At 57.3% G+C, this 19,059-nt stretch carries 21 protein-coding genes; all 21 read left to right on the forward strand.

The annotated features are described in order from the left end of the window. Nucleotides 1-9: 9 nt before the first annotated feature. A complete protein-coding gene (cybH, locus tag FYJ78_RS05705) occupies nt 10-711 on the forward strand; it encodes a Ni/Fe-hydrogenase, b-type cytochrome subunit (RefSeq protein WP_154620444.1) in 702 nt (233 codons plus the stop codon). A gap of 26 nt (nt 712-737) precedes the next feature. After that, nucleotides 738-980 (forward strand): hypothetical protein, encoded by a 243-nt coding sequence (locus tag FYJ78_RS05710; RefSeq protein ID WP_154620445.1) that lies wholly within the window; start codon nt 738-740, stop codon nt 978-980. 198 nt (nt 981-1,178) lie between these two features. Then, complete coding sequence (gene hypA, locus FYJ78_RS05715) at nt 1,179-1,520, forward strand: hydrogenase maturation nickel metallochaperone HypA (protein ID WP_154620548.1); 342 nt, start codon at nt 1,179-1,181, stop codon at nt 1,518-1,520. Beyond that, nucleotides 1,521-2,186 (forward strand): hydrogenase nickel incorporation protein HypB, encoded by a 666-nt coding sequence (hypB, locus tag FYJ78_RS05720; RefSeq protein WP_154620446.1) that lies wholly within the window; start codon nt 1,521-1,523, stop codon nt 2,184-2,186. Nucleotides 2,187-2,231: 45 nt separating this feature from the next. Further along, nucleotides 2,232-2,831 (forward strand): HyaD/HybD family hydrogenase maturation endopeptidase, encoded by a 600-nt coding sequence (locus tag FYJ78_RS05725; RefSeq protein ID WP_154620447.1) that lies wholly within the window; start codon nt 2,232-2,234, stop codon nt 2,829-2,831. 15 nt (nt 2,832-2,846) lie between these two features. Continuing rightward, nucleotides 2,847-3,104 carry a HypC/HybG/HupF family hydrogenase formation chaperone gene (locus FYJ78_RS05730; protein WP_154620448.1) on the forward strand — a complete coding sequence of 86 codons (258 nt, stop codon included), beginning with the start codon at nt 2,847-2,849 and terminating at the stop codon, nt 3,102-3,104. Continuing rightward, nucleotides 3,097-4,206 (forward strand): hydrogenase formation protein HypD, encoded by a 1,110-nt coding sequence (gene hypD / locus FYJ78_RS05735; RefSeq protein ID WP_154620449.1) that lies wholly within the window; start codon nt 3,097-3,099, stop codon nt 4,204-4,206. Before FYJ78_RS05730 ends, hypD begins: the two co-directional genes overlap by 8 nt. Further along, on the forward strand, nt 4,196-5,203 hold the full coding sequence (gene hypE, locus FYJ78_RS05740; RefSeq protein ID WP_154620450.1) for a hydrogenase expression/formation protein HypE: 1,008 nt from the start codon (nt 4,196-4,198) through the stop codon (nt 5,201-5,203). The genes hypD and hypE overlap by 11 nt, the downstream gene beginning before the upstream one ends. 127 nt (nt 5,204-5,330) lie before the next feature. Then, nucleotides 5,331-5,741 (forward strand): hypothetical protein, encoded by a 411-nt coding sequence (locus FYJ78_RS05745; protein WP_154620451.1) that lies wholly within the window; start codon nt 5,331-5,333, stop codon nt 5,739-5,741. 66 nt (nt 5,742-5,807) lie between these two features. Further along, nucleotides 5,808-6,764, forward strand: coding sequence for a cation diffusion facilitator family transporter (locus FYJ78_RS05750; RefSeq protein ID WP_154620452.1), 957 nt, complete (start codon nt 5,808-5,810; stop codon nt 6,762-6,764). A gap of 88 nt (nt 6,765-6,852) precedes the next feature. Beyond that, complete coding sequence (locus FYJ78_RS05755; protein ID WP_154620549.1) at nt 6,853-7,779, forward strand: hypothetical protein; 927 nt, start codon at nt 6,853-6,855, stop codon at nt 7,777-7,779. A gap of 202 nt (nt 7,780-7,981) precedes the next feature. Next, nucleotides 7,982-9,517, forward strand: coding sequence for an LPS-assembly protein LptD (locus FYJ78_RS05760; RefSeq protein WP_154620453.1), 1,536 nt, complete (start codon nt 7,982-7,984; stop codon nt 9,515-9,517). Between the two features lie 23 nt (nt 9,518-9,540). Next, nucleotides 9,541-10,530, forward strand: coding sequence for a bifunctional heptose 7-phosphate kinase/heptose 1-phosphate adenyltransferase (locus FYJ78_RS05765; protein WP_154620454.1), 990 nt, complete (start codon nt 9,541-9,543; stop codon nt 10,528-10,530). A 42-nt stretch (nt 10,531-10,572) separates the two neighbouring features. After that, the gene (rfaE2, locus tag FYJ78_RS05770; RefSeq protein WP_154620455.1) at nt 10,573-11,049 is read left to right on the forward strand and encodes a D-glycero-beta-D-manno-heptose 1-phosphate adenylyltransferase; all 477 of its coding nucleotides are present in this window, start codon (nt 10,573-10,575) and stop codon (nt 11,047-11,049) included. Beyond that, complete coding sequence (locus tag FYJ78_RS05775) at nt 11,046-12,083, forward strand: glycosyltransferase family 9 protein (protein WP_154620456.1); 1,038 nt, start codon at nt 11,046-11,048, stop codon at nt 12,081-12,083. Before rfaE2 ends, FYJ78_RS05775 begins: the two co-directional genes overlap by 4 nt. A gap of 19 nt (nt 12,084-12,102) precedes the next feature. Beyond that, nucleotides 12,103-14,136, forward strand: coding sequence for an LTA synthase family protein (locus tag FYJ78_RS13120; protein ID WP_154620457.1), 2,034 nt, complete (start codon nt 12,103-12,105; stop codon nt 14,134-14,136). Between the two features lie 10 nt (nt 14,137-14,146). Continuing rightward, the gene (locus FYJ78_RS05785; protein WP_195847882.1) at nt 14,147-15,313 is read left to right on the forward strand and encodes a glycosyltransferase family 9 protein; all 1,167 of its coding nucleotides are present in this window, start codon (nt 14,147-14,149) and stop codon (nt 15,311-15,313) included. Between the two features lie 32 nt (nt 15,314-15,345). After that, nucleotides 15,346-16,323 (forward strand): D-glycero-beta-D-manno-heptose-7-phosphate kinase, encoded by a 978-nt coding sequence (gene rfaE1 / locus FYJ78_RS05790; RefSeq protein ID WP_154620459.1) that lies wholly within the window; start codon nt 15,346-15,348, stop codon nt 16,321-16,323. Between the two features lie 57 nt (nt 16,324-16,380). Continuing rightward, on the forward strand, nt 16,381-17,367 hold the full coding sequence (rfaD, locus tag FYJ78_RS05795) for an ADP-glyceromanno-heptose 6-epimerase (protein WP_154620460.1): 987 nt from the start codon (nt 16,381-16,383) through the stop codon (nt 17,365-17,367). Further along, nucleotides 17,357-17,947 (forward strand): D-glycero-alpha-D-manno-heptose-1,7-bisphosphate 7-phosphatase, encoded by a 591-nt coding sequence (locus FYJ78_RS05800; RefSeq protein ID WP_154620461.1) that lies wholly within the window; start codon nt 17,357-17,359, stop codon nt 17,945-17,947. The genes rfaD and FYJ78_RS05800 overlap by 11 nt, the downstream gene beginning before the upstream one ends. A 342-nt stretch (nt 17,948-18,289) precedes the next feature. Then, nucleotides 18,290-19,051, forward strand: coding sequence for a glycosyltransferase family 2 protein (locus FYJ78_RS05805; protein WP_154620462.1), 762 nt, complete (start codon nt 18,290-18,292; stop codon nt 19,049-19,051). Nucleotides 19,052-19,059 lie beyond the last annotated feature (8 nt).

A 19,059-nucleotide genomic window follows, 5' to 3' on the forward strand; every position in this document is an offset into this window, starting at 1 on the left:
AACAGTAGAATGAAAGAAGAAAAACGCAAAGTCTACTACCTGTTCAGTCCGTTTTTGCGGATTTTCCATTGGATTATGGTGCTGGCTATCGTCGTTTTGTTCATCACGGGCCTGCTGATCACGAAGCCGGTCACGGTGCTGGGCATTGAGCCGACCTACACCTCCATGTCCATGGACTGGGTAAGAAACATTCACTTTATCGCGGCTTTTACCTTTTGCGCGGCGTTTATCCTGCGCATTTACGGGTTTATTGTCAATAAAGGCGACCGGCTTTTCCCGCGGGTCTGGGAGGGGCATTTTTACAGTGAGACGATCGATGTCGCGATGCACTATATGCTGCTGAAGCCGTCGCATGCCCCGTTCCTGCGCAATCCGCTGGCGCGCATGTCCTATGCCGGGCTTTACGTCATGGTGCTGGTCGAGATCCTCACCGGGTTTGCCATGTACTACATGACGGAGCCGTCCAATATCGGCGGCGTGCTGTTCGGCTGGGTCAATGTGGTCCTGGGCGGAGAGATGGTGACGCACTGGGTGCATCATATCGTTGCCTGGCTGATCATTCTCTTTGCCATCGGCCATGTCTACATGGTTCTTCGCGCTGACCTCATGGAGGCCGAGGGCGAGGCATCGTCGATGTTCTCCGGGGTGAAGTTCCTGGAGCATGTTCCGAAGGATGCCAATGAGGTCGAGCCGGCAAAGGATGCCAAATAATCAGTGGCCGGAAGGAGATTGGTACGATGTGTAAAGAATGTGGCTGCGGCGAAACGAACGGCAATACGCGCCTTCAGTTCACCGTGACGGGATATACGGAAGAGAGCGCCAAGGAGGTCGAAAAGACCCTGCTCGGACTGCCGGGCGTGCTGTTTGTCCATATCCATGCGCATGACGGCGAAACCACGGTGGATTACAGCCCGTCCAAGACAAAGCTCATGGACATTCTGGGCGTGTTCAACGCACGCGGTCTGGAAGCCGCTTTATAAGCGGGTAAGAATCTGAGGGAGTTGTCGCTGGAGCCTTCCTCTCAGGGAAGGTGGCTCCGGAGCGGGATGAGGTTCAGGCAATACGGCTGGGCCTGTCCCTTTCCGGCACCTTCTCCGGGAGGAGAGGCACAGCGGCAGGTCCCTTTTATCATGCGCGAAAGGGCCGCGGGAGGCCGGATGGCGCAGGGAGAAAAAATTATGCATGAAATGGCGTTGGCCGAAGGGATTCTCGATATCGCACTGGATTATGCGAAACAGAACAAGGCAAAAAAGATCCGTGAGGTCGGTCTGCGGATCGGCGAAATGTCCGGCGTGGAAACGGAGTCGCTGGAATTTTCGTTCCGCATGCTGGTCAAGGGTACGATTGCCGAGGACGCACAGCTTCATATCGAACATATCCCGCTTGTCGGGCAGTGTGCGAAGTGCGGCAAAACATTTCATATCGAGCATTACGATTTCTGGTGCCCGGAATGTAAGGACGGCGTTCTGAAAACCGTATCGGGCCGGGAAATGCAGGTATCCTATCTGGAGGTGGACTGAATGGCAGAAATTCAGGTAATGAAGAATATTCTGGGCGAAAACGACCGGATTGCGGCGGAGAATCAGGCGATGTTCCGCGAAAAGGGCGTCTATGTCATCAATCTCATGGGCTCGCCGGGAGCTGGCAAGACCTCGGTGCTGGAAAAGACGATGGAGCGTCTCAAGGACGAACTGAATATGGCCGTAATCGAAGGCGATCTTTTCACAAGCAAGGATGCGGACCGCATCGAGAAGCACGGCGTGCCGGTCATTCAGATCAATACGGCCGGCGGCTGCCACCTCGACGCACCGATGGTGCAGAAGGTCGCAAGCCAGATGAATCTTGAGCAGCTGGATCTGCTCATCGTCGAGAATGTCGGCAATCTGGTCTGCCCGGCAGAATTTGCCGTTGGCGAGGATGACAAGGGCGTTGTGCTCTCCATTACCGAGGGCGACGACAAGCCGATGAAATATCCGCTGATTTTCAAGGAATCGGCGATTGCACTGCTCAATAAGATCGATATTCTGCCGTACTGCAATTTTGATCTGGCTGCGGCGCGCGAGGACATCACGACGCTTCATCCGGGGATGGAGATTCTTGAGGTGTCCTGCGCGACCGGACAGGGAATCGACGCGTGGTGCGCATGGCTGAAGGAAAAAGCGGCGGCGAAGCGAAAAGCAAAATGAACGGGCGGTCTTAGCGAGACAGGGCTTCAAAGGGGGAAAACCAATATGGCAGATGTATTCGGCAACGGGGCGGATGCGGGGACGCCTATCGATCATGTCCTCCATCCGGCCGAGGTGACGATTCTCGGCGTCGGCAACGTGATTCTGCGCGATGAGGGCTTCGGGGTCCGCACCGCGGAGTATCTGGACGCGCACTACGATTTTCCGGAAGGCGTTCAGATCGTCGACGGCGGCACGTTGGGCATCGAGCTGACGCAGTACGTCACGGGGACGGATAAGCTGCTGATCATCGACTCCATCAACGGCGGTGCGGAGCCCGGAACCTTGTTCCGGTTTCACAACGATGCAGTCATGGAGCATTTTCAGGAAAAAATCAGCGCCCATGAGGTCGGGATTCAGGATGTGCTTGCTCTGCTGACCGTCACGGGACATAAGATACCGGAGGTTGTGGTCATCGGGGCACAGCCGTATGATCTGTCAGCCGGCGTCGGTCTGTCCGACGGAATGGCGCAGCTGCTGCCGCACATGGCGGAGCAGGCGCTGGCCGAGCTGCGCTCGTGGGGGATTGTACCGAAGGAAAAGGACGCTGCGGAACCGCTCGATTTCCATGTCGTGGCGGAAGAAGCAGTGAGAGAGGGAAGATAACGGGAGGTAGGAGATATGTGTTTAGCGGTTCCTGCTAAAGTGCTGGCGATAGAAAATGCAATGGGCCGGGTGGAACTTTCCGGAGTGACGCGCGAGGTTTCCCTGATGCTGCTGCCGGAGACGAAGGTCGGAGACTATGTTCTGGTTCATGCCGGCTTCGCGATGCAAAAGGTCGATCAGAAGGACGCAGAGGAGACGAACGCCCTGATCGCTGAGATGAACGGAGCGCCGCGCACGGTCGGCGATCTGGAGGAGTCGGCGGCCAATGGATAAGAAAACGGAACGGGAGCTGGCCGCGCGCCTTGTCGCGGAGATTCAGCGCATGGCGGAACGCGCGGATCATAAGCTGCGTTTTATGGAAGTGTGCGGCACGCATACGGTGGCGATTTTCCGCTCCGGGATCCGTCAGATGCTGCCGGAATCCGTGGAGCTCGTATCCGGCCCCGGCTGTCCGGTCTGCGTGACGCCGGATGATTACATGGATAAGGCGATCGCGTATGCGCGGCGTCCGGATGTCATCATCACGACGTTCGGCGATATGCTGAAGGTGCCCGGCTCCCGGTCGAGTCTGGGCGAAGCAAAGACGGACGGCGCGGATATCCGCATTGTCTATTCGCCGATGGACAGCATCCGGATCGCGCAGGAAAATCCGGAAAAGCGCGTCGTATTCCTTGCCGTCGGCTTTGAGACGACGGCGCCGACGGCGGCGGCTACCGTTCTGGCCGCGGAGCAGCAGGGGCTGGACAATCTGTTCCTGCTTTCCGCGCAGAAACTCGTGCCGCCGGTCATGGAGGCGCTGCTGCAGGATGAGGAGGTTCATGTGGACGGCTTCATTCTGCCGGGCCATGTCTCGGTCGTTACCGGGACGGGCATTTACAAACCGGTGGTGGAGAAATACCATGTTCCGGGCGTGATCACGGGATTTGAGCCGATTCAGATCCTGCGCGCGCTTTATCGGCTTGTCCGGCAGGCTGTGAATCACGAAGCAAGGGTGGAAAACGAATACGAGGATGTCGTGCGTACCGAGGGCAATCCGGTATCGCGCCGCATCACGGACACGGTATACGAGCCGGTGGATACGAACTGGCGCGGCATGGGCGTGGTGCCGCTTTCCGGGCTGCGCATGCGGGAATCGTATGCCCGTTTCGACATCGAGCGGGTCATGCCGCTGCCGGCCGGCGCGCTTCCCGCGCCGAAAAAAACAGCCTGCCGCTGCGGCGATGTACTGCGCGGCGTGGTGACGCCGCCGGCATGTCCGCTGTTTGGTACGGCCTGCGTGCCGACGCATGCGGTCGGGCCGTGCATGGTTTCCGTCGAGGGCGTCTGCGCGGCGTGGTTTAAATATGGCCGGGGGAGGTTCATCTATGGCAAATGAAAAAGTAACGCTGGCGCACGGCGCCGGCGGCAAACTGAGCCGGGAGCTCATGGACGAGGTGATTCTGCCGGCTTACGGCAATCCGGTCCTCAATGAGCTTCATGACGGCGCGGCGGTCAATATGAGCGGACGCGTGGCGTTCACGACGGATTCCTACGTCGTTCAGCCGCTGTTTTTCGCGGGCGGCAACATCGGCAAGCTGGCCGTCTGCGGCACGGTCAACGACCTGTCGATGACCGGCGCCGTTCCGCGCTATATCTCGGCCGGGCTGATTATCGAGGAAGGCTTTCCGATCGCTGACCTCCGGAAGATCGTCGAAACGATGCGCCGGATGGCCGATGAAGCCGGCGTCTATATCGTCACCGGCGATACCAAGGTGGTCGAGCGCGGCAAAGCGGACGGCATTTTCATCAATACGGCCGGGATCGGGGATATCATCCCGGGGACGGATATTTCGCCGAAGCATGTCAAACCGGGCATGAAGGTTATCCTGTCGGGGTATATCGGCGATCATGCGGCCGCGATTCTGGCCGGGCGGCACGGCCTGCAGCTGCCGGACTCCGTGCGGACGGACTGCGCGCCGCTGGCCGGTCTTACGCAGGCCATGCTTGCCGCCGCCCCGGACATCGCCGTGCTGCGCGACCCGACGCGCGGCGGCGTCGCCGCGGTGCTCAACGAGATCGCCGAGGCCTCGGGCTGCGGCATCCTGATCGATGAGGATGCGATTCCGGTTCATCCGGAGGTTCAGGGCGTTTGCGATATTCTCGGCTTTGATCCGCTGTATCTGGCCAACGAGGGGAAATGCGTGGCGTTTGTCCCCGCCGATAAAGCGCAGGCGGTGCTTGAGGCCATGCAGGCCAATCCGTATGGCCGGGACGCCCGCGTCATCGGCGAGGTTACGGAAGGCGCTCCCGGCCAGGTCGGCTTGCGCACGTCGATCGGCGGGATCCGCGTCGTGGACATGCCGCTGGGCAATCTGGTCCCCCGCATCTGCTGACGGACTCCCCCTGCGGCTCAGGCAATCTTAATCCCGGCATTGCTTGACGTATTCCCATCCTGTTCGCTATAATAGAAGCGTTTGTTGCAGGTTTACACAGTTTTTGAAAAAGGAAGCGGAATAACGAATGAGTCTCAGACGGATAACGATGCTGGTTCTGGCTCTGCTGCTGGTTATGAGTCCGTTTTGTCTGGCCGGGGAAAACATACAGTTTGTGGACGCGAATGGCGCGACCGGTTATTATGTGGATGTGAATACGATTTCCTATGAAACCGAGACGGAAGGCGAGCATTCCAGCGAGGTGGTCAGCGCCCGCGTGCTTGTCGTCAAGGCCCGCCAGAATCGGCGGTTTATTTACGACATCCGGTTCAATCGGGAAAAATCGACGTATCAGATCTTATCCTCTGTCGTGCAGACGTACGATACGAAGGAGGTCGTGGAGTCTCATTCCGGCATGGCGCCGCCGGCGCCGTACAGCCTGACTTCGCCAATGCATACAATTGTGGATTTCATTTATGAACAGCCCCGGAAGCAGTAACTCTGCCGGGGCGCTTTTTGTAGGGATGCGGCGCACTGTCGTCTGGCATTCGAGGGGGGATCGGTTATGACGGAGCATGCTGCGCTCAAGCAGCGGACAGCATATCTGTCCATTTTTTCCAATACGACGCTGGTCGTGCTGAAGCTGGCCGTAGGTCTGTATGTCGGGGCTGTCAGCCTCGTGTCGGAGGCGCTCCATTCCGGGGTGGATCTGGTCGCGGCGCTGATCGCGTTCTGGGCGGTCAGAAAGTCGATTGTACCGCCGGATCAGGAGCACGATTACGGGCATGGGAAATACGAAAACCTGTCGGCGGCGGTAGAGGCGCTGCTCATCGTCGGGGCAGCGGTTGGCATCTTGTATGAATCGGTGCAAAAATTTCAGGAGGCCCGCCTGCCGGAGTTCTTGGAATACGGCATCCTGATTATGGGGATATCGATCGTCGTGAATATTCTGGTGTCCCGCCGTCTGATTCATGTCGCGGCCGTCACGGGCTCGCAGGCGCTGGAAGCGGACGGCCTGCATCTGCAGTCGGATGTCTGGACCTCCGTCGGCGTCATGACCGGACTGGTGCTGATGCAGCTGACCGGCTGGGCGTGGCTGGATTCGCTCATCGCGATTTTCGTGGCCGGTATCATCTTCCGGGCTGGCTGGCGCATGGTGGTCGAGTCGGCCATGGAGCTGACGGATGCCAGTCTGCCGGAGGATCAGGAGAACCGGATCCGCGAGATCATCGAAAGCGTTCCCGAGGTCCGGAGCTGCCACTGCCTGCGCACGCGGAAATCCGGTTCGTACAAGCTTCTCGATGTTCATGTCCTGTTTGACGGCAGCATGCATCTCTCGCAGGTTCATGCCGTCTGCGATGAACTGGAAGAAAAGATCCGGCAGGAACTCGGCACGTTCGATATCCTGATTCACCCGGAGCCGGCGGACTATCATAAGCCGGAAACGAACACCAGCCACTATGAAGCGTCGCAGCGTGCGCCGGAACCGGTGGAGCGAAGCGGGAGATTCAGTAAAAAATAAGGATTCCTTCATGAGAAATTCAAGCAGAATCCGGTCGGATATGGTAAAATGATAGGCAGATTCAGAATGGAAACGGAGGAAGACGATGATGAATTTCCGTAAATTATGCAGTGCGCTGCTCAGCGCAGCCCTCGTTGTCTCATCCATGGGGATGGCGGGCGCAGCCGTACCGACGACGGTGCAGGACAAACTGGCCGTTATCGAGAAGGACACCTATGGCACGGAGCAGACCGGAGCCCTCACGGAGCGCATCGATAAGCTGGAAAAAGACTATGACGGCACGCATCGCAGCGGCAGCATGATGGCCCGCGTCGACGCGATCTACAATGAAGTTTACACGAACAGCACGAAGCCGTCCGTGCTGGCGGATCTCAACGCCATCGAGTGGAACATCGATCATGAAGTCAGCATGAATTCGGTGGAAAAGCGCGTGGCGGATATGGAAATGACCATCAGCGGCAAGACGGAAGAGGGAACTTATAAACAGCGCATCCGCAAGCTGTCCCGTCTCTCCTTCGGCTCGGAGGCGCTGCCGATCGAGCGGACGTCGGTCCCCGCCAACACGCTCATCAAGGTGGCGCTGGTGGATCCCGTCAATGCGAAGCATCTCAAGGCGGGCGACATCGTCCGCTTCAAGGTGTCCAGCGATGTGATCGTAAACGGACGGCTGGTTTTTGCCAAGGGCGCGCCGGGCGAAGGAACGGTGAAATCGGTCAAGCAGGCAAAGAATTTCGGGCGGAACGCCAAGGTGGATATCGATTTCAATAAGGCGAAGTCGATCGACGGGACGTATGTCGATACCTTTGTGGGCGAGGAAGCGCAGAAAGAGATGAAGAATATGGCGATGGCCGCCGGAGCCAGTCTGGCCGGCATTGCGATACTCGGACCGATCGGCATCATCGGCGGAGCCTTCGTGAACGGCAAAAACATCGACCTGCCGGCCGGCACGGAATTCTACATCCAGACCAAGTCCGCCAATACGCTCTATGGCGTGGCTACGACACTGGCACAGTAAATAGGGTTCGTCCGGCGTCCGGCATGGAAGTCTGCCGGACGCGGCAGCAGGAAAACAGGCACAGATCGGCAGGCTCCTTTGGGGAAGCATCCGCTGGGCCTGTTTTTCTTTTGCTTTCTGCGGCTCCATTGCGTTACATCGGGGAATGTTATATGATAAAGTGAGACTTATGTGGAAAACTCTAGTTGGAGGAGATTTCTTGATGAATAGAAACAGGAAGATCCTGACCGGACTGGCAACGGCGGCTCTCGTATATCCGGCGCTGACCGGTTCGGTTCAGGCGGCGTATCACGCGGATTCGGATACCGGCATCGATGCGCTGGACTATATCGAGCAGGAGCACCGCACGGCCCGCGAGCGCTGGCTGACGCCGGAGCAGGAGAAGCTCCTGCAGGATGCGGCGCAGATGGAGAAGAACCTGCGCCGGCCGCTGGATCCCGCAAAACCCGCGCCCGTGGCCTTTGAAGGCGACGATCTGACCTATGATGAGCGCGACGGGAGCTTTATCGCCAAAGGAAAGGTCGATATCCTGCAGATGGATGCGCATCGCTTTCAGGGCGAGGAAATCACCGGCAACGTGCAGAGGCAGGAAATCCATATCCCCGATAAGGCTCATGTTCTTCAGCTGACGCCGGGGCAGGTTCGCGTTACTTTGGACGGGTACCGGGCGAACTATAACTACGGCGCAAAGACCGGTACGATGGAGGACGTCCGGGGCAAAGCGGATGCGCATTATATCACGGCCCGCCGGTTTGAATTTTATCCGGATCACATCGTAGCCTATGACGGAACGGAGACGAAATGCGGGGCGAAAAAACCGGATTACCACCTGAGCGCGAAAAAGATCATCCTCTATCCCAACCAGAAAATCATCATGGAACACGTGAAGTTCTGGCTGAAAGGGACGGTTCTGTTTTCGCGGAAACACTATGAATCCAACCTTTCCGGCGCGGACGGGCATGAGACGAACTATCCGCGCGTCGGCTACAACACCGACGACGGCGCCTATCTCAAATGGCACCTGACCTTTCCCGTCCGGGGAAAGCTGGATACGCATGCCAATATTCTGATCAATACGAAGGACGGCTGGCGCAGCAACTATGACCTGACCTGGTCCGGGCGGAATATGTCGACAGGCCTGACGTACGGCTACTTTGAGGACGGCGACGATAAATGGATCAAAAAAGAGCCGTCGTATTTCTGGCGGTACGGCAGCCACATCGGGCGGACGCATCTGACGTATTCGCTGGATGCCGAGTACGGACGCTGGTATGGAAACGGCGTGCACAGCAATCACGGCAGCTACGGGGTCGGATTGGGCTATGACCCGATCCGCTTCCACCGCAATACCTTGTACCTGCATACCGGCTATGACATCACGCGCGAATCCTATGATGATTCCCGCGTCGCAGGCATGAGTGCGGATATCGTACTCACCCGGGATTTCGACGACCGCTGGGCGGCGTATGCCGGGTATCATTACAGCAAGAAAAACGAGGAAAACTCCCTGTTCTCCTTTGATACGGATGATTACTCCAAAAAGGCCGAGGGCGGATTCAGCTATCGCATCGACGCGATCAACCGGGTCGCGGTCGGCACGCGGTATGATCTGGACCACAGCAAATGGAGGAATATCGATTATTACTGGTACCATGATCTGCATTGCTCGCAGATCATCCTGCGGTACAAATCGAAGGAAAATCACGTCAGTCTGCGCTGGCAGTTCACGCCGTGGTAAACGGCGGCAGGGAGGACATGGGAATGAAAAAGGAATTGGAACCGATCATCGGCCAGCTTCGGGGGCAGCGCATTCTGGTCATAGGCGATATGGTCGCAGACATCTATCTGGACGGCCGCATCTCGCGCATTTCGCGTGAAGCGCCGGTACTCGTGCTGGAACAGGCCGGAGAAAAGATCGTGGCCGGCGGCGCGGCCAATGTCGTCAACAATATCGCGACGCTCGGCGGCGACGTTTTTGCCGTGGGCCTTTTGGGTCTCGATCATGCGGCAAAGGGGCTGAAAGCGGCGCTGGAGAAAAATGGCGCGCATACCGGCGGACTGTTCTGCGATGAAAAACGGCCGACGATCTCCAAGACGCGCGTCATTGCGGGCGGCCGGGCGACGGTCAGCCAGCAGATCGTGCGCATTGACAAGGAAAGCAAAGAACCGATGGCTCCGGCTTTCGAGTCGGAAATCCTGCAGTACATCGATGGGCTGCTGCCGGACATCGGCGGCGTCGTCCTCAGCGACTATGGCTCCGGCACCGTGACGCCGGCCCTCCGGGAGCATCTCATCCGCTGGTGCCGCCGCCATGATGTGCCGAGTCTTGTCGACTCGCGTTACGATGTCCGCGCGTTCCGGGGAATCTGCTATGTCAAGCAGAATGACGCCGAGCTGGCGGCGGCAGTCGGCCGGGAGCTTTTGACCGAGGAAGATATCTTCGAGGCCGGACAGGAGCTTTTGGATGAGCTTCAGGCCGACGGCGTTCTGGTGACGCGCGGCGAGTACGGCATGGTTCTGCTGGAAAAGGACGGCGCCATTCACAATATCCCCGTTTCGGATAAGAGCGAGGTCTTTGACGTATCCGGCGCGGGCGATACCTGCGTGGCGACGATGATTCTCGCGCTGGCTGCCGGTACGGAGCCGGCCAGAGCGGCCGAACTCAGCAACATCGCAAGCGGCATTGCTGTGAGAAAACTCGGCACCAGCACGGTCAGTGCAGCGGAGCTTCAAAGCGCGCTGAACCGGTGAGAAAAAGATTCGGATTTCATCTGCCCATTCGGAGGACTTTATATGTTAATCGATCAGTCGGATATTGCTGCCTTTTGCGAGATCCTTCGCAAGGGCGGAAAGAAAATCGTATTTACCAATGGATGCTTCGACATCCTGCATGCGGGGCATGTCACGTATCTGGAAAAGGCCCGTTCTTTCGGCGACTGCCTCGTACTCGGGCTGAATACGGATGCTTCGGTCCGGAGCATCAAAGGACCGTCGCGGCCGATCAATCATGAGCTTGACCGCGCAAAAGTCGTCGGCGCACTCAAAGCGGTGGACTATGTCGTGCTGTTCGGCGAGCCGACCGCCGAAGCTCTGATCGCCAAAGTGAAACCTGACGTTTATGTCAAGGGCGGCGATTATACGCTCGATACGCTGCCGGAGGCAAAGATCGTCCAAAGCTACGGCGGAACGGTGGAATTCGTCCGCATGGTCGAGGGGAGATCCACGACCGGCATTATCGAAAAAATACGGGCGGAAGGAGCAGACACATGAAAAATATTTTAGTGGTCAAGCTCAGCGCTATCGGCGACGTGATTCATGCGCTGCCCGTCTCTTATGCCATCAAGGAAACTTATCCTGACGCGCATCTGACCTGGGTCGTGGAGCCGCCTGCCTACGAGCTGCTGACCATGAACCCCTGTATCGACGAAATCATCCGCTTTGAAAAGAAAGAATTCAAATCCATCGGCGGATTCCTTTCTCATTATGGGCCGCTGCGCCGCCGGATCCGGCAGCGCAGCTATGACGCCGTGCTGGATCTGCAGGGACTCTTTAAATCCGCCGCCATCGCCCGTCTGGCCAAGGCGCCGGTCAAGCTCGGCATGTGCAATATGCGCGAATTCAGCGACCGCATCTCAAAGCCGGTCATCGGTCCGAACGCGGGCGGTCATATCGTCGAGCGTTATCTCGATGTGGCGCGGGCGATCGGCTGCCGCGTGGAAAACGTGGTGTTTCCGCTTACGGTACCTGAGTGCGAGGAAGATCTGACGCGCCGCATTTTCAGTCAGGCCGGGGCCGATATGGGCAACCCCTACGTGGTCTTTGCGGTCGGCGCAAACTGGCCGAACAAGCGCTGGCCGACCGAATCGTTTGCCGCGCTTGGCGACTGGCTTTACGAACATCGTCTGATTCCCGTGCTCGTGGGCGGCGGCCCGGTGGATGAACAGCGGGCCGCGGAGATCTGTGCGCAGACGGAAATCCCGCCGATCAATCTCGTGGGGCGCACGAACTTCAAGCAGCTCACCTGCGTTCTGCAGAACGCCCGCATCGTTGTGGGTGGCGACACGGGCCCGGTGCATCTCGCGGCCGGCGTCGGCGCGCCGACCATCATGCTCATGGGCCCGACCGATGCCAACCGCAACGGTCCCTACGGTCAGCTGGAGCATGCCATCGAGGCGGACCGCCCCTGCAGGCACTGCTGGAAGCGCGCCTGCCCGAAAGGACTGGACTGTCTGGCCGCGATATCGGTGCAGCAGGCAGAACAAAAAATCTCAGCTCTGTTGTCGGAAAAAAGTACCTGGCAATAGAAAAAGAAAGAGGTAAAAAGTGGTTATCCATTTCAAGCAGCCTTCGCGGCTCAAAACGTTTTGGGAAGACATTCAGCAGGATCTTAAGCTGTTTGGCTTCATTCTGGTGCTGGTCTGCCTCTATCGCGCGATCTTCATGGCGGTGATGCATTCGTATATCAATCCGGCGACCCCGGGGGATGAAATCCTGTTGGCCAATTGGATGGGCCTGCGGCTTTCTTTAAAGACCGCCGGCGGCGCGGCGCTGGTCACCTTCCTTTTCGCGACGGTTGCGGCATTGCTCGTTCCGCGCCTTTCCGGCGCAGCCCGCACCCTCCGTTTGATCTGGGGCACGCTGGCCAGCTTTGTATTCAACGTTCTTTTCGTCGCACGATTCCCGTTTTATAATCAGTTTCATACGACGTACAATTCGCAGCAGGTCATGGCCGGAACGAATGAAAAGCTCGGTTCCGTCCTCATGATGATGATACAGGATTATGGGCTCATCTGGCGCATGGCCGTTGCGATTGCCCTGACGGTCGTCTGCTTCCTGCTTTTGCGGCGCCTGTTCCGTCTCAGGCCGCTGCCCCTGCCGGGATTTTTTTCGGGCCGTCCTCTGTTCTTTTCCGCGGTATTCCTCGTCGTCTTTGCGGCTGTTTTCCTGTTCGTGCGCTTCGGCGGCTCCTTTACCTTTGCTCATGGCATTAACTGGGAAAGCTCCGGCGTTACGAGCGATGATTTTCTCAATGAATGTGTGCTGGACGATGCACAGGCCATGTACCGCGTGCATGCACTGAACCAGCGCATGAAGGCAGGCACAGCGGCGACCTTCGTCGATAAGGCGAAGATTCGCGACTATGCAAGGTTTGCCGCCGGCCATACGGAGGAAAACGGCGACGATCTCACGCCCTATCTGGCGCGCACGGCAAAGGGGCCGCGCATGGACAAGCCGCGGCATATCTTCATTATCCTTGAGGAAAGCGGCGCTTCCTGGCCGCTGCTCGATCAATACGCGGATCTCCATGTTACCGACGGCATGAAGAGCCTGATGAATGCGCCGCACGGCTATGGAACGCTGGCCTTCATGCCGAACGGCGAATACACCTCGGTGGCCTTTGACGGCATCATTTCGGGGTTGTCCGAGATGCGCGTGGCGGTCAACTATCAGCCGCGCAGCATCCGCGAACCCTATCCGACGGCGCTGGCCGTGCAGCTCAAGAAGCTGGGCTATCAGGTCGACTTCTGGTATGGCGGGAACCCGGCATGGGCCAGCATGAAGCCCTTTTCGCTGGCGCAGGGCTTTGATCATTTCTATGGTTACACCGATATGAACGCGCCGAAGGTCAATACCTTCGGTACGGCTGACGAATATATCTTTGACAAACTGTCTGAGCATCTGGCCGGCGAGCCGCCGACGGTTCACGTCATCATGACCGTTTCCAATCATCCGCCCTATAATATCGATATCGAGCGCAAAGGCTTTGATCTCGAGCGTGAAGAAGCCTTCACGCGGGCTATGCCGGACGTAGAAAATCCGGATCAGCTGGCTAAGGAACTGGGGCATTACTGGTATACGGATCAGGTCGTGACGGAGTTTATCAAGAAAACGGAGGAAATCTATCCGGACAGCCTGTTCTTTGTGACCGGCGATCATGCCGTGCGCACGGATCCCAGCCGCCATCCCACTCTGTTTGAACATCAGGCGGTGCCTCTGCTGATTTACGGCGGCGGTGTTACGAAGGATATCCTGCCGGCCAATGCAGTCGGCGGCCTTACCAGCATCCTGCCGACTATCATGGAATTTATTGCGCCGAAGGGATTCACCTATTATTCCATCGTTCCGAGCATGACCGAGCAGCAGGACGGAATGCAGGCCGGCTTTAATACGAGCTGCTTCCTGACGCAGAACGCCATGGGCGCGGTGGACAAGGACACGATGGAGCCGGCGCCATGGAATGCGGAGCGCGGATATGATGCGGAGGCCGAACGGGCCAAAGCCATGAAATGGCTGCCGGCGGCGCGCACGCTTTCCTGGTGGCTGGCCGTACATGGCACAGATCTGAATGCGGAATAAGGGAGGCAATATGGCTCAATCGATTTTGGTCATCAATATGATGCACATCGGCGATCTGCTCCTTGTGACGCCGGTCCTGCATGCGCTCCGCCATGCCTGTCCGGCGGCAAAGATCACACTGCTGACGGACCGGTCCCTGCGGGATCTTGTCGCGGAAAACAAAAATCTGGATGAACTGATGCTCATCGACAAGCACGGCGCAGACCGCAGCCTGACGGCGTTGCTTCGCTTCATCCGGCGCGTGCGGGAAAAGCATTTTGATCTCGTGATCAACCTGCACCGCAACGAACGCGCCTCGGCCATCGCCGCGTTTTCCGGGGCGAAACGCATCGTCGGCTACAGCAAGCCGGGCTTTTCGCTGCTCTTTGACAAGGTCATGCAGAACCCGTCGGTTGCACACCATATCGGCTGGGGGCCGCTGAATCTCTTCCCGCCGTACCGCTATGTACCGGGCTGGAAACATCAGGTTCATGCGCACCTTGAGGTGCTGCGCGAAGCGGCCGGCATCGAGGATATCGATGACGGCGGGCTTGAGATCTGGCTGCCCGAATCGGCCGAGCGGGAGGCGGCCGGACTGTGGCAGCAGAAGTTTGCTCCCGAAGATCAGGTCATTGCGTTCAATATCGGCGCGAGCTGGCGGACGAAACGCTGGATTGACAAGTATTTTGCGGAAACCGCAGACCGGCTGATCGCGCGCGGCTATCATATCGCCTTCTTCGGCGGGCCGATGGATTTGGACATGGTGCGCGCCTGCGTCGGCCAGATGAAAACCGGCAGCCGCGATCATCTGCATATATTCACCGGCAAGCTGAACCTTGCCGTACTGGCCGGCATGCTGCGGCGCTGCTGCCTGATGCTGACCACCGATTCCGGGCCGATGCATGTGGGCGTCGCGATGAACGTCCCGATTGTCACGATGTTCGGCGCCTCGCCGGTTCCAGGCTTTTATCCCTATGACGCAAAAGACGTGCTCATCAAAGCGCCGGTGCCCTGTCATCCCTGCGGACTTCATGAATGTCCGCACAAAGGGGAGGAAAATCTGGCCTGCATGAAGAAAATTTCGGTAGATACCGTCATGAAATACATCGATGAACTGCTGGACGCCTTCCATGGGCAGCCGGCTTATCGGCTTCCAGCTCATCCGGGCGCTTACGCCTGCCGGGTAGAAGAAGCCTGAACGTGTCGTTTCTGGAAAGAAAGGGAGTCGGGATGGAAAAACAAGCATTATATGACTTTGTGGCCGGCCGCACGGCGGACTGCCGCATCCTTGTCGTCGGCGATGTGATGCTCGACAAATACTATTACGGCGAGGTCACCCGGATCTCGCCGGAAGCGCCGGTGCCGATCACGCATGTGACCAGCGCAAAGGAAACGCTGGGCGGCGCGGCCAACGTCGCGCATAACCTCGCCCGGCTCGGCTGTCAGATCGCGATTGCCGGCTTTGTCGGCGATGATTTTCACTGCCAGAGCCTGCTCGATCAATTCACTGCGCGCGGCATTGACTACAAGGGGCTGATTCATACCGACCGGCCGACCACCACCAAACTGCGCGTCATCGGCGGGCATCAGCAGATGATGCGGCTGGACTTCGAGGAAGCCGAGCCGATAGAAGGCCCCTTTGCCGAGCGGCTGCTCAACGTCGTGCGCCAAAAGCTCGGCGAGGGGATCGATGCCGTCATTCTCTCGGACTATGGCAAAGGCGCCTGCACCCCGGCAACCTGCCAACGGATCATCGAACTCTGCCGCGGACAGAACGTCCCCGTCGTCATCGACCCGAAGGGATCGGACTGGGAGAAATACGCCGGCGCGGACTGCATCACGCCGAACCTCAAGGAACTCAATGAGATTTTGCCCGCGCCGATCAAAAACGAGGATGAAGCCGTCGAAAAAGCGGCGCGCTATGCGATGCGCAAATATCGAATCCGGACCATGGCGGCGACCCGCTCGGAAAAGGGCCTTTCCTTTGTGCAGGACAAAGAGGCCGAGCACATCCCGACCCGGGCGCAGGAAGTCTTTGACGTGTCCGGCGCCGGAGATACGGTCATTGCCGTGTTGGCCCTCGGGCTGGCCGGCGGCATCGACGCGGTGGCCAGCGCCTACATGGCCAATCTCGCCGCCAGTGTAGTCGTTGCCAAACTCGGCACCTACGCCATCAGCAGGGAAGAACTGCTGGACGTTTTGAAATAAACTGTTTTCTGCATGAACGCTCCCGCAAAGGAGAAGGGATAAGGAGGAATCCGTTTTATGATTATCGTAACCGGAGGCGCCGGATTCATCGGCAGCAACATCGTCAAGGAACTCAACCGTCGCGGCCGCACGGACATCCTGATCGTCGACGATCTCAAGGATGGACAGAACTACAAAAACCTGCGCGGTCTGCACTTTATCGACTATCAGTACAAAGATGATTTTCTGCAGAGCATCGAAAATGACGACTTCGATGGCACGGACATCGACGCCGTCTTTCACGAGGGCGCCTGCTCCGACACCATGGAGTACGATGTCAATTTCATGATGCGCGTCAACTACGAGTATTCCAAATCGCTGCTGCATTTCTGCCTGCAGCACCGCATACCGTTCCTGTATGCTTCATCGGCATCCACCTATGGCAGCGGGAAAAACGGCTTCCGCGAGGGCGATGAATGTGAGGATGCGCTGAACCCGTATGCCTTCTCCAAGCTGGCCTTTGACCGCTATGTTCGTCAGGTCATGCCCGAGGCGCACAGCCAGATCGTCGGACTCAAATACTTCAACGTCTACGGCCCGCAGGAACACCACAAGGGAAAGATGGCCTCCATCTTTTACCAGCTCTACAATCAGATCAACGAATCGGGCAAGGTCCGCCTCTTCAAGGGCTGGGGCGATATTCAGGGCAAGCCGGTCCGGGACGGTGAGCAGCGCCGCGACTTCGTCTACGTCAAGGACGTCGTAAACGTCAACCTCTGGTTCTGGGAGAACAAGGGGGAAAGCGGCATTTACAACTGCGGCACCGGACATGCTCACAGCTACAATGAAGTGGCGCAGGCCGTCATTGATGCGATGGGCAAAGGCGAAATCACCTATCGCGAATTCCCGGAAGTCCTCAAGGGCAAATACCAGAACTACACGGAAGCTGATCCGGCGAACCTGCTGGCCGCCGGCTACGACCAGGGCTTCACCGATATGGAAGCGGCCGTAAAGGAATACGTCGACTTCCTCGATCAGGGCGGTTATTTTGAGTATGGCAAATAAAAAGCCTTCCCTGCTGACAGTGTCTTCGGCGCGTAAAGCCTTCCCCTTTGGGGAAGGTGGCAGCCGCAGGCTGACGGATGAGGCCCCCCGAAAGGCGGTCTTTTTCGACCGCGACGGTACCCTGAACGTAGACATTCACTATCTCCACCGCCCCGAGGACTTCATCTGGATCCCCGGCGCGAAAGAAGCCATAAAATACGTCAATGACAAGGGCTGCCTTGCCATCCTCGTGACGAACCAGTCCGGCGTAGCCCGCGGCTACTATCCGGAAGAAGACGTAAAGACCGTCTACGACTGGATGAACGCGGAACTTGCCGGAATCGGAGCGCATCTCGATGCGCTCTACTACTGTCCGCATCACCCAGAGGCAAAGCTCCCCGCGTACCGCAAGGTCTGCAGCTGCCGCAAGCCCGCCACCGGCATGATAGACCGCGCCTGTGCGAAGTACCAAATTGACCGGTCGAAATCGTATTTCGTCGGCGACAGCGATGGCGACATGGAATGTGCCGCAAGAGCAGGCCTGACAGGTATTCGCTATCGCTCCGGCAGCCTGCTCGCCTGCGTAAAAGGCAGGCTGTGAAGATGTGCTTCGATTATGCAGCAACGGGACTTTTAAACAGCATAGTATGGCATGGAAGACAGGAAAAGGCTCCTGTCTGGTTATAGATAGAAAATGCTCTATCCTGTAGGATAGGGTATTTTTTATTGGCTTATAACTTGTAAGCAGCTAAAATAGAAGCGGTAAGTTATATGCTTTGGGTTATAAGCTTGGGGGGGGAACAGAACGCTTTATCGATAATCAGCGGATTGTGGGGGCAATTCCCGATATGATGGATGAAGCGGTGGATTTTGGGAAGTTTTTTTGGGGGGCATATGGTATAATAATATGTTGGAGATTCAATTGGTATAAAGGAGTTCGTTTATGCCTGAATTAGCTGTATTGATTTTAACGAAAAACGAAGAGGCAAACATTGAAGGATGCATCAAGAGCGTCGCATTTGCGGATGAGATTGTTGTGATAGATTCCGGCAGTACGGATGCAACACAGGCCAAAGCAGAAGCGTTAGGCGCTCGCTTTGTGGTTCATCCCATGGGAGAAACTGGATTTGCGGGGCAGCGCAATTTCGCGCTTACTCAGACCAAGGCAGAATGGGTGTTGTTTTTGGATGCAGACGAGCGAATCGTTCCGAGTGCTGTGGAAACGATTGGCCGCATTGTGTCAGAAAATATTCCTATGGCTTACCGGATGCAGCGGAAAAATGTGGTCATGGGAAAGATGATGCATCATGGTGGACACCGGCCTGATTATGTAGCACGGTTTTATCCGCGTACGGGGATAAAGTGGCATGGCCGCGTTCATGAGGGGATAGATACAGATTTGGCGATAAAGGATTTGCCAAACTGCATTTATCATTACACCTATACGACTTGGCAGCAATATTTTGCGAAAACCAATCATTATACTTCACTGTCTGCGCAGAGCATGTTTGCGCGACGTAAAAAAATCAGCAGCATAAGTGTGTTATCGCATGCTTTTTTTGCCTTCATAAAATCGTATATCTTGAAACAAGGATTCCGTGATGGCTATTTAGGGTTGGTTATGTCAATCTTGGCGGCTGTGGCAGCAATGATGAAATATCTGAAGCTGCAAAATCTATATCGGTTAGAAAACGAAACGAATTGATGGAGGAA

Origin of the sequence: Wylensekiella montiformis (assembly GCF_009697385.1) — a bacterium.
In the GTDB taxonomy this organism is placed as follows: Bacteria; Bacillota; Negativicutes; order Selenomonadales; family Selenomonadaceae; genus Selenomonas_A; species Selenomonas_A montiformis.